Origin of the sequence: Mycobacterium sp., from assembly GCF_049281135.1 — a bacterium.
Classification (GTDB): Bacteria; Actinomycetota; Actinomycetes; order Mycobacteriales; family Mycobacteriaceae; genus Mycobacterium.
Genome location: NZ_JBAPRN010000770.1, coordinates 1 through 15,157, shown reverse-complemented (window position 1 = coordinate 15,157; position 15,157 = coordinate 1). Strand labels below are relative to the sequence as shown.

General features: G+C 66.3%; 14 protein-coding genes and 1 pseudogene. 10 read left to right on the top strand and 5 right to left on the bottom strand.

The annotated features are described in order from the left end of the window. Nucleotides 1-2 precede the first annotated feature (2 nt). Genes WAN02_RS30470 through WAN02_RS30455 form a run of 4 tightly spaced genes read left to right on the top strand, consistent with a single transcriptional unit; the run spans nt 3 to nt 4,847 of the window. Nucleotides 3-1,166, top strand: a complete 1,164-nt coding sequence (locus WAN02_RS30470; protein ID WP_422269102.1) for an acyl-CoA dehydrogenase family protein — start codon at nt 3-5, stop codon at nt 1,164-1,166. Further along, the gene (locus WAN02_RS30465; RefSeq protein WP_422269101.1) at nt 1,163-2,380 is read left to right on the top strand and encodes a thiolase family protein; all 1,218 of its coding nucleotides are present in this window, start codon (nt 1,163-1,165) and stop codon (nt 2,378-2,380) included. The genes WAN02_RS30470 and WAN02_RS30465 overlap by 4 nt, the downstream gene beginning before the upstream one ends. After that, nucleotides 2,377-3,318 carry an alpha/beta hydrolase gene (locus WAN02_RS30460; protein ID WP_422269100.1) on the top strand — a complete coding sequence of 314 codons (942 nt, stop codon included), beginning with the start codon at nt 2,377-2,379 and terminating at the stop codon, nt 3,316-3,318. The genes WAN02_RS30465 and WAN02_RS30460 overlap by 4 nt, the downstream gene beginning before the upstream one ends. Continuing rightward, on the top strand, nt 3,315-4,847 hold the full coding sequence (locus WAN02_RS30455; protein ID WP_422269099.1) for an aldehyde dehydrogenase family protein: 1,533 nt from the start codon (nt 3,315-3,317) through the stop codon (nt 4,845-4,847). Before WAN02_RS30460 ends, WAN02_RS30455 begins: the two co-directional genes overlap by 4 nt. Before the next feature lie 8 nt (nt 4,848-4,855). On the opposite strand, the gene WAN02_RS30450 is transcribed toward WAN02_RS30455, so the two are convergent. Continuing rightward, nucleotides 4,856-5,482: a TetR/AcrR family transcriptional regulator gene (locus tag WAN02_RS30450; RefSeq protein ID WP_422269098.1), complete on the bottom strand. Its 627-nt coding sequence runs from the start codon at nt 5,480-5,482 to the stop codon at nt 4,856-4,858. A 106-nt stretch (nt 5,483-5,588) separates the two neighbouring features. Here WAN02_RS30450 and WAN02_RS30445 point away from each other — a divergent pair, with 106 nt between their 5' ends. The 5 genes from WAN02_RS30445 to WAN02_RS30425 all read left to right on the top strand — a co-directional run bounded on the left by WAN02_RS30445 (nt 5,589) and on the right by WAN02_RS30425 (nt 10,572). Next, nucleotides 5,589-6,686, top strand: a complete 1,098-nt coding sequence (locus WAN02_RS30445; RefSeq protein ID WP_422269097.1) for a CaiB/BaiF CoA transferase family protein — start codon at nt 5,589-5,591, stop codon at nt 6,684-6,686. Between the two features lie 122 nt (nt 6,687-6,808). After that, complete coding sequence (locus tag WAN02_RS30440; protein ID WP_422269096.1) at nt 6,809-7,705, top strand: alpha/beta hydrolase; 897 nt, start codon at nt 6,809-6,811, stop codon at nt 7,703-7,705. Further along, a complete protein-coding gene (locus WAN02_RS30435) occupies nt 7,666-8,829 on the top strand; it encodes an acyl-CoA dehydrogenase family protein (RefSeq protein WP_422269095.1) in 1,164 nt (387 codons plus the stop codon). The genes WAN02_RS30440 and WAN02_RS30435 overlap by 40 nt, the downstream gene beginning before the upstream one ends. 66 nt (nt 8,830-8,895) lie before the next feature. Further along, complete coding sequence (locus WAN02_RS30430; RefSeq protein WP_422269094.1) at nt 8,896-10,056, top strand: acyl-CoA dehydrogenase family protein; 1,161 nt, start codon at nt 8,896-8,898, stop codon at nt 10,054-10,056. A gap of 27 nt (nt 10,057-10,083) precedes the next feature. Beyond that, on the top strand, nt 10,084-10,572 hold the full coding sequence (locus WAN02_RS30425; protein ID WP_422269093.1) for a hypothetical protein: 489 nt from the start codon (nt 10,084-10,086) through the stop codon (nt 10,570-10,572). A 1-nt stretch (nt 10,573) separates the two neighbouring features. Here WAN02_RS30425 and WAN02_RS30420 read toward each other — a convergent pair whose 3' ends face one another. From WAN02_RS30420 to WAN02_RS30410, 3 genes are read right to left on the bottom strand one after another with little or no spacing between them, the layout of a single operon-like run. After that, the gene (locus tag WAN02_RS30420) at nt 10,574-11,875 is read right to left on the bottom strand and encodes an amidohydrolase family protein (RefSeq protein WP_422269092.1); all 1,302 of its coding nucleotides are present in this window, start codon (nt 11,873-11,875) and stop codon (nt 10,574-10,576) included. Then, complete coding sequence (locus WAN02_RS30415; protein WP_422269091.1) at nt 11,869-12,990, bottom strand: CoA transferase; 1,122 nt, start codon at nt 12,988-12,990, stop codon at nt 11,869-11,871. The genes WAN02_RS30420 and WAN02_RS30415 overlap by 7 nt, the downstream gene beginning before the upstream one ends. 10 nt (nt 12,991-13,000) lie before the next feature. After that, on the bottom strand, nt 13,001-13,987 hold the full coding sequence (locus tag WAN02_RS30410; RefSeq protein ID WP_422269090.1) for a MaoC family dehydratase: 987 nt from the start codon (nt 13,985-13,987) through the stop codon (nt 13,001-13,003). A gap of 2 nt (nt 13,988-13,989) precedes the next feature. Between WAN02_RS30410 and WAN02_RS30405 the strand changes: the two are divergent. After that, nucleotides 13,990-14,160, top strand: a pseudogene (locus WAN02_RS30405) (acyl-CoA dehydrogenase family protein); the annotation flags it as partial. An 81-nt stretch (nt 14,161-14,241) separates the two neighbouring features. On the opposite strand, the gene WAN02_RS30400 reads toward WAN02_RS30405, so the two are convergent. Further along, entirely contained in the window at nt 14,242-15,117 is an 876-nt protein-coding gene (locus WAN02_RS30400) for an enoyl-CoA hydratase/isomerase family protein (RefSeq protein WP_422269118.1), read from the bottom strand. Between the last annotated feature and the right edge of the window lie 40 nt (nt 15,118-15,157).

Here is a 15,157-nt window from a genome sequence, read left to right as displayed (position 1 = left end):
ACGTGCACACGACCGTGCCTTTCACCCTCAGCGAAGACCACCTCGCCTTCCGACAATCGGTCCGGACGCTGGCCCGATCGCGCTACGCCGACTCGATGCTGGCCCGGTCGCAGAGCGAGAAGTTCCCGACCGCCGAGTTCGGTGAACTCGGCGCCGCGGGGCTGCTCGGACTCCTGATCAGTGAATCGGCGGGCGGCCAGGGCGGCGACGTGTTGGCTGTGGGCATCGCTGTCGAGGAACTTGCCTATGCCGACCCCGCGATCGCCTACCTGGCGTTCGCGGCAAATGTCAGCAACGCCCTGCTCGCCACCCACGGTAGCGACGAAGTTCGCGAGCGATGGGTCGCTCGCGGTATCGCCGGCGAGGCCGTCATCTGCCTCGCGCTGACTGAACCGGGGGCGGGGTCTGACGCGGCGAATCTCTCCACACGGGCCACCCGGGTCGACGGTGGCTGGCAGATCTCCGGAGAGAAGACCTCGATCACCCAGGCCGTGCATGCCGATGTCGCGATCGTCATCGCGCAGACCAACCCCGGGTCGGGGGTCAAGGGCATCGGAATGTTCCTCGTCGACATGGACGATCCCGCGGTCACCACGCAGCCCATTCGCGATCCCGGCTTCAAACCGCTAGGCCGTGGCTCGATCTTCCTCGACGGTGTGTTCGTGCCGGACAGCCACGTACTCGGCGAGATCGGACGCGGATTCGGCATGGTGATGCACGAATTCGATTTGAGCCGAACACTGATCGCTCTGATGAACATCGGCACCGCGCAACGTGCGCTCGACATGGCGATCGAATACTCCAAACAGCGTCAGACATTCGGCCGGCCATTGGCGGCCAACCAGGGCGTGTCGTTCGTCATCGCCGAACACAGCACTTATGTTTCGGCGGTGCGGGCGCTGGGCTATCACGCCCTCGGGCTTCGGATGGCGGGGCAGCCGCACACGAGTGAAGCCGCAATGCTCAAGTGGTGGGGACCGCTGGTCGCGCACAACGCGATCCGCGACTGCATCGTGCTGCACGGCCAAGCTGGCTGGTCCGATGAGATGCCGCTGCAGGCCATGCTGCGAGATGTCTCGGGATGCATGATCGGCGACGGCACACCTCAAATTCAGAAGCTCGTGATAGCGCGTGAGCTTATCGGCAAGGAGGCGCTGGCGCGATGACCAATCACGAAGCTTCACTGCGGACTGTTGTGGTGGCTGGGGTCGGAATGACCGCATTCGGCAAATTCCTCGACCGCAGCATCAAATCGCTTGTGGCCGAATCGGTTCAGGCCGCAATCAAAGATTCCGAAATGGGCGACTCGGACAAGGGCATCGACACGATCTACTACGCGAACACCGCGTCCGGCATTCTGCAGGGCCAGCACTCCGTGCGCGGACAGCACGCCATGCGCGGGGCGGGACTCAACGGCATTCCATTGATAAACGTCGAAAACGCCTGCGCCTCAGGGTCGACCGCACTCAATCAGGCATGGCTCGCGGTCGCGTCCGGCTATGTCGATGTTGCGCTGGCGGTGGGCGCCGAGAAGCTCTACCACCCCGACAAGGCGCTGACCTTTGCGGCGATGGGTAGCGCGCTGGACCAGGATCGGCTAGCGGAGATCTTCGCCGAAATCGGCGTCGGCGGCGGGGACCAATCGGTCTTCATGGATGTTTACGCGAAAGCGGCCACCGAGTACATGGACCGAACCGGCGCCACCCAGGAAGACTTCGCTCGCGTCGCGGTCAAGAACCACGACCACGGTGCGCTCAATCCCAAGGCGCAATACCGGACCCGGTTCACCCTCGCGGAGGTGATGGCTGCACGCACGATCTCCGGTCCGCTGACCCTGCCGATGTGTTCGCCGATCGGCGACGGCTCTGCTGCGGTCATCGTGACCACGCCGGACATTGCCGCACGTTGGGGCGCCGAGCCGATCACGGTGCTGGCCACCATGACCGGCGCGTCGAAGCCTGGTGTCGGCGGGGAGCTTGTTGCCGGCGTGGCGAAGCGGGCGTTTGACTGGGCCGGCATCGAGCCAGCCGAGGTTGACGTGCTGGAATGCCACGACGCCACCTCGCCGGCCGAGTTGATCGTGATCGAAGAACTCGGGCTGGCCAAACCCGGCGGAGCCGTGGACATGATCCGCAAGGGCGACACCAGTATTGGCGGCAGGCTGCCGGTCAACACCAGCGGTGGCCTGGAAAGCAAAGGGCACCCGATCGGAGCAAGCGGTCTCGCGCAGATCGTCGAGCTCACCGAGCAACTCCGCGGCCGTTGCGGCGAGCGTCAGGTCGATGGCGCACGGATCGCCCTGGCAGAGAACGCGGGAGGCTATATGGGACCCGACGCGGCAGTGGCAGTCGTGACGATCCTCGGCGCGACACCTAGATGAATGGGCAGCGGGGAAGCGTCGCCCTGCGCCTGTTGAATCCGGTGATCCGTGCGGCGTCCCAATCGGCGTTTCGCCGATACCACGACGACCTCCACGGGATGCGGGCGTTCTTCGACCGCGCCGGTGCGGCAGCGAGCCTTCTCGACGGGCCCGCGCCGGGATGCCGGATCGTCGACGCGGAATTGGGTGGCCTGCCCACGCGGGAATTCCACCCGGCTCGCACAAAGCCCGCGCGCACCGTGCTGTACCTGCACGGTGGTGGATTCCTGATGTATCCCCGCAACCTCTACACCGGATTCCTGTCGCGGCTGGCGAATGTCCTGCGGACCCAAGTCGTCGTTCCGGCTTATCGATTGGCTCCTGAGCACCCGTTTCCGGCGGCCATCGACGATTGTCTGCACGCCTATGAGGCATTACTGGAGGCCGGGCAGGACCCGGGTCAATTGATGATCGCGGGCGAGTCGGCCGGCGCAAACGCCGCCCTCGTCACGTTGCAGCGGGCCCGAGACGCCTGTCTTCCGATGCCCGCGGGCGCTGTCATGCTCAGCGGTGGTTTCGACTTCTCCTGGTCCAGTCCGTCGATCAGCATCAATTCGGGCTTCGACACCGCACTAGGGGGGCGTGGGCTGGCATTCCTGAAGCGGTGGTACCGGCCGGATGTCGATGCGACAGACCCCCTGATTTCGCCGGTGTTCGGCGACTTCACCGGTCTGCCGCCGCTGCTGTTCCAGACCGGGCACAACGAGGTGTTGCGCGACGATTCGGTGCGGGTGACCGAGCGCGCGCGAGCGGCCGGAGTGCCGGTCTGGCTCGAGGTCTTCCCCGAGGTTCCGCACGCATGGCATCAGCTCGGGACGTGGCTTCCCGAGACGCGCGACGCGTTGCAGCAAATAGGGCGATTCGCCAACGCCATCCACCAATCGAGGAGCGCCTCGTGAGTATCGATCAACTGTCGCACCCGGGTACCGAGGCACTCGACGTGCACAACCCCGCGACGGGTGAGCTCGTCGGCAGCGTTGCAGCGCAATCCGCCGACGCGGTCACCGCGGTCGTGGACGAACTACGCGCCCATCAGTCGTCCTGGGAGGCGCTGGGGCCCGACGCTCGGGCTGCTTGGTTGCGAAAGCTGCGGGACTGGTTGCTGGACAACGAATCCCGGCTCGTCGATGTCCTCGCTGCCGAGACTGGTAAGCCTCGAGTCGAGGCGGCGTTCGAGGTCATGGTCACCTGCGACGCGATCAACTACTACGCCGACCGGGCGCGGAAGTACCTCGCCGAGAAGAGGTTCCGCCCGCACGGTCCACTCACCTCCACCAAGAAGCTCACCAGGGTGTACCGCCCGTACCCGGTCGTCGGCGTGATCACGCCATGGAACTTCCCGTTACTCATTCCCGGTGTCGATGCCGTCGCGGCGTTGCTGGCCGGTGCCGCCGTCCTCGTCAAGCCCTCGGAGGTCACTCCGTTGTCCGCGCGAGAACTCGCCCGCGGCTGGGAACAGATCGGTGCACCGCCGGTTCTCGCGTGTGTCACCGGTCTCGGCGCAACGGGCGCGGCAGTGGTGGACGCCGTGGACATGGTGCAGTTCACCGGTTCCACCAGGACCGGACGGGCCATCGCCGCGCGGGCGGGCGAACGATTGATTCCCTGCGGCGTCGAACTGGGCGGCAAGGACCCGGCCATCGTCCTGGCCGACGCCAACCTTTCGCGCGCCGCCAACGGCATCGCGTGGGCGGCGCTGTTCAACTCGGGTCAGGCCTGCATCTCCGTGGAGCGGGTGTACGTCGAGGCACCGGTCTATGACCGATTTGTCGCACTGCTCACCGAGCGGGTGCAGTCGATCAGGCAAGGTGTCGACAACGGTTCGTACTCAGTGGATGTCGGCACGTTGGTCACCAAGCAGCAGGTCGGTATCGTGCGAGACCACGTCCAGGATGCCGTCGCACGCGGGGCCACGATTGCGACGGGCGGAAAGGCCACCGGTGGGTTCTTCGAGCCCACGATTCTTCTGGACGTCGATCATTCGATGGCCTGCATGCGCGATGAGACTTTCGGCCCGACGATCCCGGTGATGAAGGTCTCCGACGAAGAAGAGGCGATCCGGTTGGCAAACGACTCCCAGTATGGGCTGTCGGCCACGGTGTGGACCAAGGACATCGATCGCGGACGCGACATCGCACACCAACTCGAGGTCGGCGCCGTGAACATCAACGACGCGTACTCGAATCTGTTCTGCTTCCCGCTCCCGCACGGCGGCTGGAAAGGCTCCGGCCTCGGGTCTCGGCTGGGCGGCCCGCAAGGTATTCGGAAGTACTGCCGTCAGCAGGCCATCACCATGCCACGCGTGCCACGGCTGGAGAACCAATTGCTTTGGTACCCCTACTCGCATCTCCGCGGGCGCATTGTTAGCGCATTGCTGCGCCTGTTCGTGGCCCGCGACATCGGGCGACGACTACGGCGCGACGGCTGAAACCACGGTCACGCGTCGCTTGTCTCCGGACCGAAGTAGAGGTCGGGAATCCGCCGCCACGCTTCGAGCAGGCGCTTCTCTTCCGCGCGGCTATGGAATGGTTTGGCGGCCGCAGCCCCCAGCATCGAATTGATTACCACTACGCAGAATTCGGGGAATCGTTTGTGGTCGGCGCGCCGCTCGCCGAGCAGCGCCTTGCACAGGTCTACGTTCGCGCGCGCTAACTCGCGTTCCAGGGGCTTCAGGTATTCGCGCATGTCGGGATCGTGTCGGGCAGCGATAAGCAGGTCGAGGGAGGCTCCACCCAACGGGCCCGAAACGACCTGCCACACCAGCGAAGCCCAATCCTCGCCGTCGAGCGTCTCGCTGGCACGCAGCCGCGCCTCGCCGACCTTGGTGGCATACAAATGGCGTGCCGCCGCGCTAATGAGCTCGCCCCGAGAGCCGAAGTAGTGCAACAGCACCCCGCGAGAGACGCCGGCTTGCTTTTGCACCTCGAGCGTGGTGGTTGCCGCGTAGCCGCGCTCGATCAGGATCGAAACCGTGGCATCAAGCAGCTTTCGTTCCGCGGCCTGGCGACGCTCACGCTGACTGATCCGGACGGGCGGGGTCGCGGTCGAACTCCTTGCAGTCAAGGTGAACTCCTCAAGTTGTGCGGCAAATTGACACACTACAGAAAACCGCGTTAGCCTCAATACTAGTCAATGTTGACTAGTATTGCATCGTTGAGTGGAGACGGACATGACAACCGGCCCTTTGTCCGGTGTGAAGGTTCTCGAAATAGCCGGGATCGGACCGGGGCCGTTCTGCGGAATGCTGCTCGCGGATCTGGGTGCCGATGTGGTGCGCGTCGATCGACCCGGTGGCGGGGGCATGCAACTAGTTCCGTGGGCCGACGACCTGCTCAACCGCGGAAAACGTTCGATTACAGTCGATCTCGCGGTATCCGGCGGGGCTGAGACGGTACTGAAATTGGTCGAGCACGCCGACATCCTGTTCGAGGGCTTCCGCCCCGGGGTGGCCGAACGTCTCGGTATCGGGCCCGAACCATGCTTGCTGCGGCGACCTCAATTGATCTACGGACGCATGACCGGATGGGGTCAAGACGGCCCGATGGCGCAGACCGCCGGACACGACATCACCTACATCGCGCCAACCGGAGCGCTGCACGCGATCGGGCACGCCGGCGGCCCCCCGCAGATTCCGCTCAACCTTGTCGGCGACTTCGCCGGCGGAAGCATGTACCTGCTGGTGGGCATGCTCGCCGCACTGGACGAGGCCCGGCGAAGTGGGCGTGGCCAGGTGGTCGACGCGGCGATCGTCGATGGCACCTCCCATCTGATGACCATGATCTACAGCTGCTACGCGGCGGGAGTCTGGTCCGATGAACGCGGCACCAACCTGGGCGACGGCGGTTCGCCGTTCTACGGCGTCTATCAGACCTCGGACGCAAAATTCATGGCCGTCGGTGCGCTCGAACCGCAGTTCTACGCCGAGTTCCTCCGCCTGCTCGAACTCCCGTCTGACCCCGATGCGCAATTCGACCGCGACGCGTGGCCACAGCTGCGAAACAAGATCAGCGCCGCCTTCGCCGCCCGCCCCCAGCAGGAATGGGCAGAGATATTCAGCGACAGCGACGCCTGCGTGGCGCCCGTGCTCGGCATGGCAGATGCGCCCAGCCATCCGCAATTGGCAGCCCGCAAGACTTTTTTCGTCGGCAATGGCATAACCCAGCCGTCGCCGGCCCCCCATTTCTCGCGGACTCCTGCGGTAGTGGACAGTCCGCCTTGCGTGCCTGGCGAGCACACCGACGAGGTGCTGGCCGACTGGCTGAACTAGACATCGACCGGCAATGGTCGTGTCGTCAGGCTAAACCCATCAACTCTGACTGTTTCCGAAAGTTTCGCCGTCATCGAAGGAGCCCCGGACGGCGGCCGTTTGGCGTTGGAGATACTGGACTAATGCCGAGCACTCATTTCCATCCTGACCTCCGCAAAGTCGCCCGCCTCGCGCCGAAATCGTTGATCGGCCCCCGCACGCTGCGGGTGATCCGCAGGCTGTCGTCGGTCACGCCGCGAGGCAAGAACCCCGATGGCGTGGAGGCGCTCATCCTGCGCTCCGGTGTCGGGGTGCGACTGCACCGCCCGGACGGCGTCAGCCAACCCGGCGCAGCGTTGCTGTGGATTCACGGCGGCGGCTACGTGATGGGTACTGCAAAGCAAGACGACCGGCTGTGTCGTCGATTTGCCCGCGAGTTGGGCGTTACCGTCGCGGCAGTGGACTATCGGCTGGCGCCCGAGCACCCCTACCCTGCGCCGCTGGAGGACTGCTATGCCGCGCTGACGTGGTTGGCCGCCCTGCCGGCCGTCGACCCGGCAAGAGTGGCGATCGGCGGGGCCAGCGCGGGCGGTGGATTGACGGCGGCGTTGGCGCTGCTGGCACGTGATCGCTGCGAGGTGACGCCGACCCTGCAGTTACTGGCCTATCCGATGCTCGACGACCGAAGTGGCTCCGGACCGGAAAACCCGAAGTACCGGTTGTGGAGCCCGAAGAGCAACCGCTTCGGCTGGGCGGCATATCTCGGCAGCGCCGACCCGAACGTCGCGGTCCCGGCACGCCGCGAGGATCTGAGCGGACTGCCCCCGGCATGGATCGGCGTCGGCACCCATGACCTGTTCCACGACGAGGATCTTGCCTACGCCGAGCGGCTCACCGCTGCCGGCGTCCCGTGCCAAGTCGAAGTGATCCCCGGAGCGTTTCACGGCTTCGACGCGATAGTGCCGAAAGCCTCGGTGTCACAGTCGTTTTTCGCCAGTCAGTGCGCGAGCCTGCGATCCGCGCTGGCCGCTACAAGTTGATGCCGACCGCCGCACCATTCCTGGTGAGCGACGAACAGCGGGCGCTACGCCGCGCGGTCGCCGACCTTATGGCGCGTCACTCCAGCGAGGCCCAGGTGCGGACGCAGATGGCGACCGACACGGGCCTGGAGCCCGGTGTATGGCATGAATTGGCGGCCATGGGTCTCACCGGACTGCTGATCGACGAGGAGCATGGCGGCGCCGGTGCGGGCCCGGTGGAAATGGGCATCGCGATGGAAGAGATGGGCCGAACGCTGCTGGTCGGTCCGTTCCTGTCGACCGCGGTGCTGGTGCCCGGATTGTTGGCCGCGACCGGCGACGCAGCCGAGTGTGCCGCAGTGTTGCCCCGGATCGCGGCAGGTGAACTGATCGCGACCGTCGCCTTCGCCGAAGACGGCTCCGCCAGGTTGCCGGCGAGGATAGCCACGTCCGCCGGTCAAATCGGCGACACCTGGCACGTCACCGGCTACAAGCATTTCGTGCTCGACGGGCAGTCGGCAGAACTGTTGTACGTGTTGGCTGCCACCGACGCGGGCCCCGCGGTTTTCGCGGTCAATGCCGGTGCTCCCGGCCTGGCTGTGACAGCGTTGACCACGGTCGACCCGACCCGCAAGCAATGCCGTCTGCAATTCGTCGATACCCCGGCACGTTTGATCGGCCGGCCGGGTGCCGGCGTCGAGGTGTTCAATGCGGCGCTGGACGCCGGCGCGCTGGCCTTGGTCAGCGAGCAGGCCGGCGGGGCACGGCGCGCGGTCGAAATGGCCACCGAATACGCCAAGACCCGCTACCAGTTCGGTCGCGCGATCGGCAGTTTCCAAGCCGTCAAGCACATGTGTGCCGACATGCTGCTGGAGGCCGAATCCACCGTGTCGGCGGCACGCTTCGCCGCCAACTCATTCGCCGAACATGCGCCCTCCAGAATCGCTGATCTTGCTCTGGCACAAGCGTATTGCTCGGATGCTTTTGTCTTCGTCGCAGCGACCAGCATCCAGGTACACGGCGGCATCGGGTTCACCTGGGAGCACCCGGCCCACTTGTATCTGCGCCGAGCCCGAAGCGACGCGCAGCTGCTGGGCAGCCCATCGTGGCACCGGGAACGCTACCTGCAGCAGATCGGAGCATGACCGGTGACATCCGCCGGCGACGATGCAGTGGGGGCCCACCAGCCGCGCAGCGGGGGAGAGCGGCGCTTGACTGACGAGGAGCTGCGCGACGAGGTCCGAAGTTGGTTGTCGGCCAACTGGAATCCGGAGATCGATCGCGCCAGCTGGGCCCACATCGTCGTCGATGCCGGATGGGCGGTCCCCAGCTGGGAACCAGAGTGCTACGGCCGCGGTGTTTCGGATGCCCAATCCCGGCTCGTTGCTGCGGAATTCGCTGCGGTCGGCGCCCATGGCTGCGGTCACGACCGTGGGAATCTGTTCGCCTGCACGCTGCACGACGTCGGAACCGACGAGCAAAAGCGGCGGCTGATTCCGCCGTCGATCCGCGGCGAGAGCAAATGGTGCCTGCTCTACAGCGAACCCGGCGCGGGGTCGGATCTGGCCGGCCTGCGCACACGGGCCGAGCGCGACGGCGACGAGTGGGTGATCAACGGGCAGAAGGTGTGGACATCGTTCGCCAAAACTGCCGACTACGGCATGTTGGTGGCCAGAACCGACTGGGATGTGCCGAAACACCAGGGCATCAGCTTCTTTATGCTGCCGATGCATCAGCCCGGCGTCGAGGTTCGGCCGATCCACCAGATCACCGGCGAATCGGAGTTCAACGAGGTCTTCATCGAAGACGCTCGCCTTCCCGCCGAGAACCTGGTTGGCGAGTTGAACGCCGGGTGGTCAGTGCTACAGACCGCGCTCGGCTACGAACGACGCTTCATGGCAGACATGGCCCGCACCGCCAAGGACGCCAAGCGACCCCAGGCCGAGAAGGCCCATCTCCTTGTCGAATTGGCCCGGGAAGCCGGCCGGCTGGAGGACCCCTACATTCGTCAGCAGATCGCCCACGTCGATGCGTTGGCCACGGTCAACCGGTGGAACACCCAACGGTCGAAGGCCGCGGTCGATCGGGCGGAGGCGGCCACGCTGATGGCGCTCGGCAAGATCGCGATGTCGCGGATCCTGCATGAGACCGCCCGCGTCGAAACCGAAATCGTCGGCGCTGAAGCGATGTTGACCGGTCCGGACAATCCCATCGGCGACGCGGTGACGTTCCGGACGTTGAACGCCTATTTCACTTCGATCGGCGGCGGCACCGATCAGATTCAACGCAACATTGTCGGCGAACGCGTGCTGGGCCTACCGAAAGAGCCTGAGCCGTATCGCAACACACCGTTCCGCGAGCTGCCGCACTGATTCGGCGCGCCGCGACGCGCGCGGGAGATGCTTGAACTTTGCCTGCGCTGCGCCCATCCTGACAGCGTGGCCCCTCCCGAAATCCCGTTTCGCGGGATTCTTGACCCGGTGGCACGCAAGCTGCGTCTCCCGTTCCGGACGCCGGACTTCATCGATCGGATCATCCGCGGAGGGGTCAACCAAGCCGGTCGACGAACCCTGCACATGCTGATCACCACGTGGGATGCCACCGGCGGTGGTCCGTTCGCTGCCGGCGCGATCGCCACGGCAGGGCTGGCCAAAACGGTCGACGTCGCGCAGGGACTCTTCATCGGCCCGGTCTTCGATCCACTGCTCAAGGCGCTCGGTGCCGACCAGATCACGTTCCGCGCCGCGCTGTGTTCCTCGCAAGTGGTCGGTGTGGGCATCATGCGTTACGTGGTGCGCGTCGAGCCGATCCAGTCGATGGATGTCGACACTCTGGTCGACGCGGTCGCACCGACGTTGCAGCGCTATCTCGTCGGCGAAATCTCGTGACTCACCGCGCCGGGTAAACCACTTCCCCGCCGACGACGGTTGCGGCCACCATCCCAGCGTCCAGTTCGGCGAGCGCGGTTTCGGGCGGCACGCTCAGCACGCACAGGTCCGCCGGCTGGCCGGGTTCCAGGGTTCGCAGTTCGTTGGGCTGATCGGGTCGGCCCGAGAACATCGTCAAAGCCTTTCGGGCAGGGATGCATTCATCGATACCCAGCACAGCTCCGCTCGGCGTGCAGCGGTGCACCGCGGCGCGGATCGCCACCCACGGGTCACCGTCGCCGAAGGGCATATCGGTGGACAGTGCCACCGGTACGCCCGCCTCGAGCAGCGACGCCACCCGCCAGAGTTGGCCGTGCTCGGCGGCGGGGATCTCATCGAGGTACTGATCACCGCGCTCCGCAACGAAATTCGGTTGTGTCACCACGGTCACCCCGAGGTCGGCGAGATCGGCGAGACAATCCGCCGGAACCACTGCGGCGTGCTCGATGCGATCGCCTGGCCTAGAGCCTGCTTCGCGCAGCGCAGCGATGGTAACCAGCAATTGAGCGGCGGTGACGCAGTGGATGGCCACCGGATGGGTGTCGCGATGACGGTCGGCGATCCAGCCGACCAGCTGCTCGAGGTCCAAGTCGTCATCACGCAGGATCCGCTTTCCCGGCGCCAGGCAATGCACGCGCTGCCGCAATTCACCGTGCCGGTGCAGCTCCGACAACCGCACGATGTCGGCGATATCGAGATCCGGTGTGGCATCGGTGATTCCGGTAACACCACAGCGGCTGAGCCGTTCGCTGAGGTCTGCCAGGATGGTCACGCTGCGTCCCAACGCATCGGCCCACGAGTCGGCGCTGCGCAGCCGGCCATCCGGGTGCTCGGCCAAACCGATGCGCTCCAGACCCGCCGAGTTGAGGATCCACAGCACTCCGCTGCGATGCTGGACACGCAGTGGCACCGCCGGAGCCACCGCGTCCAGCACGCCGCGGTCGAGCGGTCCGGCCACCGAGTCGTGGTAGCCCACGGCGCGGATCCAACCGTCTTCGCCGGCTTCGGCGCTCGCCAGTGCGGCAGTCAGTCCGTCGAGATCGCGGATCTGCGGCGGCCCTACCCTCAGCGACGTCGCCGCGGCGGCCGCGGAAAACAGGTGCACATGGTGGTCGTGCAGGCCGGGCAGCACGGTCCCACCCGCTGCGTCCAGCACGTCCTCGCCGGGCCGCGGCGTCAAGGTGCCGGCAACCTCGTCGATCGATGCGCCCACCCGCAGGTCGACGGGCACACCCTCCAGCGTCACTGCGCGTTGAATCAGCATGGTGCACCGAGCCTCTCGGATACCAGCGACTCGACCGCGGCGTTGTCGGCTCCCAGCGGTGACGCCGGCGGAACAGCCGGCGGTAAGGTAGGCGACTCGGCCGGCGCGTCGGAATCCGGCGGCTGTGGTCGCGCCGCGTATCGGGCGGCCACTTGGGCCATCGACACCTCGACCACCTCACCGCCGCCACGGCGTAGTGACTCCCCCACCGCGCGCGCCGCCTCCAGCCCAGTGAGCGGGTCCGCGATTGCGTCGCCACAGAACACCGGCCCGCCGGCACCTCTGCCGACCAGACCGCCGGCGACCGCGGCGTCATCCCCGAACGCCGGGCGGTCGGGCTGGCCTCGATAACCGCTGATACGCAACCAGATTCGACCTTCGTGGCCAGCCAGATTCTCCGCGGTCAATCCGCGTCGTCGCAACGCCGCGGGCCGAGAGCCCTCGATCACGATGTCAGCAGCATCGAGCAGTCGGCGCAACGCATCACTCTCGGTGTCGAAATCGAGGCAATACGACAGCTTTCCGGTATTCATCCAATCAAAGAAGGCCGGCTCGCCGCGCCGGGTACCGTCCGATCGGCTGGGGCTTTCCACCTTGACGACCACGGCACCCGCGCGAGCGAGCAGCTGACCGCACAGCGGCCCGGCCCACAGCGACGATAAATCCGCCACCAAAAGCCCGCCTGCCCCCCGCGGCCCGGTGCTGGTACCGCAGCCTTGCACGGTCGGTGGCTCCGCTGCGGCTTCGCCCAACGCTGCGACCGCGATGTCGAGCAGCTGGGCGCGTTCTACAACGTGTCCGGTCGAACACGATGCGGCCCAATGCGATAAAGCCGCCCACGGATCGCCGGTGACCGCATCGACTTCCATCAACGCCGGTAGCGCCGCGACGTCGTCGTCGCGCGGCAATGCGACCGCGCACCAGCCATCGACCGTGCGCAGCAGTCGGGTGGCGCCGCCCGCCGAGACTCGGCCGGGCAGGGCCAGGTTCATGATCGCCGCCCGCCCCGTGAGAATGGTTGCGGCGTCGACCTCGACGCCGAGAAGTCCGGCGATATCGGCGGCGACCCGGCGGGCTTCTACCAGTACGGTGGCCCACTCCGACGTCGCGCTCACGACCTGATCCTCAGAACTGCAGCGCGGTGAAACGCCAGTCCAGGACTTGGCGTGGCTCGTCCTGCAGGTCGCTCAACGCGTAGACCAGCGACCGTAATCCCAGTACGCCGCCGCCGTCGGTCGGCTCGGCGGATTCGATGTGCAGCTCGCTGTAGAGGGTGTCGCCCTCGTACACCGGCGCGGTGTGGTCGCAGGACTGCCAGCCCAGTACGGTCGCCAGGTTCGGCAACAGCTTGCTGGCTTGCGCCAGCGCCAGCCCGATGGTGTGGCCGCCGTACACCAGGCGTCGGCCACCGAGGCGCGCATCATGATGCACCCCTGCAATATTCAGGGTCAGGCGAGCCAGTTCCGGCGCACTGCTGACTACGTCGGCGCTACCGTGCAACACCGATCCGGCCAGGGCGGCATCGAAGTGCGGCCCGCTGACACGTTCGCGAAAGACCTCGCCATTCCAGTCGGCAGCCGCCGACGGCGGCGCAGCCAGATCGGCACCGATCTTCGACAGATCGTCGTCATGCTCGGCGGAGTCCGGGTCGGCGCCCGCGCTCAACGGCAGCATCGCGCAACGGTAGAAGTCGAGGATGAGCCGGTCGGCCTGGTCGATGGTGGTGATCCGCAGCGCCATCAGGCCGGTGGGCGCCCGGCCCGGCTTGGCGGAATTTTTCTTCAGCCCGACAACCTCGGTGCGGGTGAACAACGTGTCACCGATCGCCGGGAAGCGGAAGAACGTCAGCCCACGGTAGAACAGGTTGGCCTTGACGTGCTGGGTGGCCAGCGTCGACTGTCCGATCGCGACGTCGCAGACCAAGCCCGGATGCGCCAGCGGCGCCGGCAGCCCGGTGACCGCGGCGGACAGCTCGGCGTCCAACGGCAACCGCAACCGGTCACCGAGGATGCTCTGGTGCACCGCGGCCAGCCCAGGGGTGAGCGTCATCGAGGGTGCACCGGTGAAGACCTGGCCGGTGTGCACCTGGTCGAAGTAGGGGCCGACTGTCATGGCTGCCCCGCTTCACCGCGTGCCACGATCGCGGCATAAACGACGACGAAGCCATCCTGGTCGCGACGGTGGGCGAGTTCGTCGACAAAGAGGTCAGGCCGACGGTGCGCGAAGTCTTGCATGCCAACAAGTATCCCGAAGCGTGGATCGAGCAGATGAGGCGCATCGGCATTACTTCGTGATCAGTACATCGCCAAGCAGAAGCCACGGCTGTGCTGCAGGCCGAACCGCCGCCGTGGCTTCTGTTTCGCGGGTTACCGCAAAGCGTCGGCCAGACCCCAGGCCAGCGCGGTGTCGGCGTCCAGGGTAAGGCCGCTCAATACCAAATATGCTGTGCGCCAACGTCCTATCCGCCGGGTGACGCTCACCGTGCCGCCGGCGCCGGGAATAAGCCCCAGGCTCAGCTCGGGCAGCCCGAACACCGTATCGGGCGCCGCCTCGACCCGGCCGCAGAATGCGGCCATCTCCAGTCCGCTGCCCAGCACCTGACCATGCACCTCGGCGCGGCACGCCGCCCCGAGCCGGCTGGTCACCGCGTCGAGCGCCAGCGCCGGGCTGTAACGGGTGCGGGCCAAATGGGCGCTGGCCGGGTCGGCGAACGTGCCGAACTCGTCGAGGTCGCCCCCGCTGCAGAACGATGGTCCATTTCCGGTCAGCACGACCTCGGCGATCGACGAATCGAGTTGTGCCACAGCCAACACCTCCAGCAGCGCGGCACGAGCGTCGGTGGAGAACGCGTTGTGCCGCTGCGGGCGGTTGAACGCGATCCGTAACGTGTCGCCGTCGCGGTGGGCCTGCACCGGGTCGGCGATGTCGGGCATTATCGCCGGGCCGCGGTCGGCCAACCAGCGGGCGAACTCCGGGCCGGCCTGCAGCGTTGAGTAGGCCAGCGACTCGGTGACCACGCCGGACAGCGCCGGAGCGGCCGGATCCACCGAACGCAACACGTCGTCACACGTCGCCGCCGCAATCGGCCAGCGTTCGGCCCGCGCGGTCAGGTCACGCAGCGCCGTGTCGATCGATGCGACGGCGATCACTCGGCGGTCGTCGGCGTCATCCTCGGTAAGCGTGAATGTGGCGTGCTGAAGCCAGAATTCGGATGCGCCCGCCAATGACCCGACGGCCACCACCGGAACTCCGAGTAATGCAGGGTTGAGCGCGGAGTCAGAC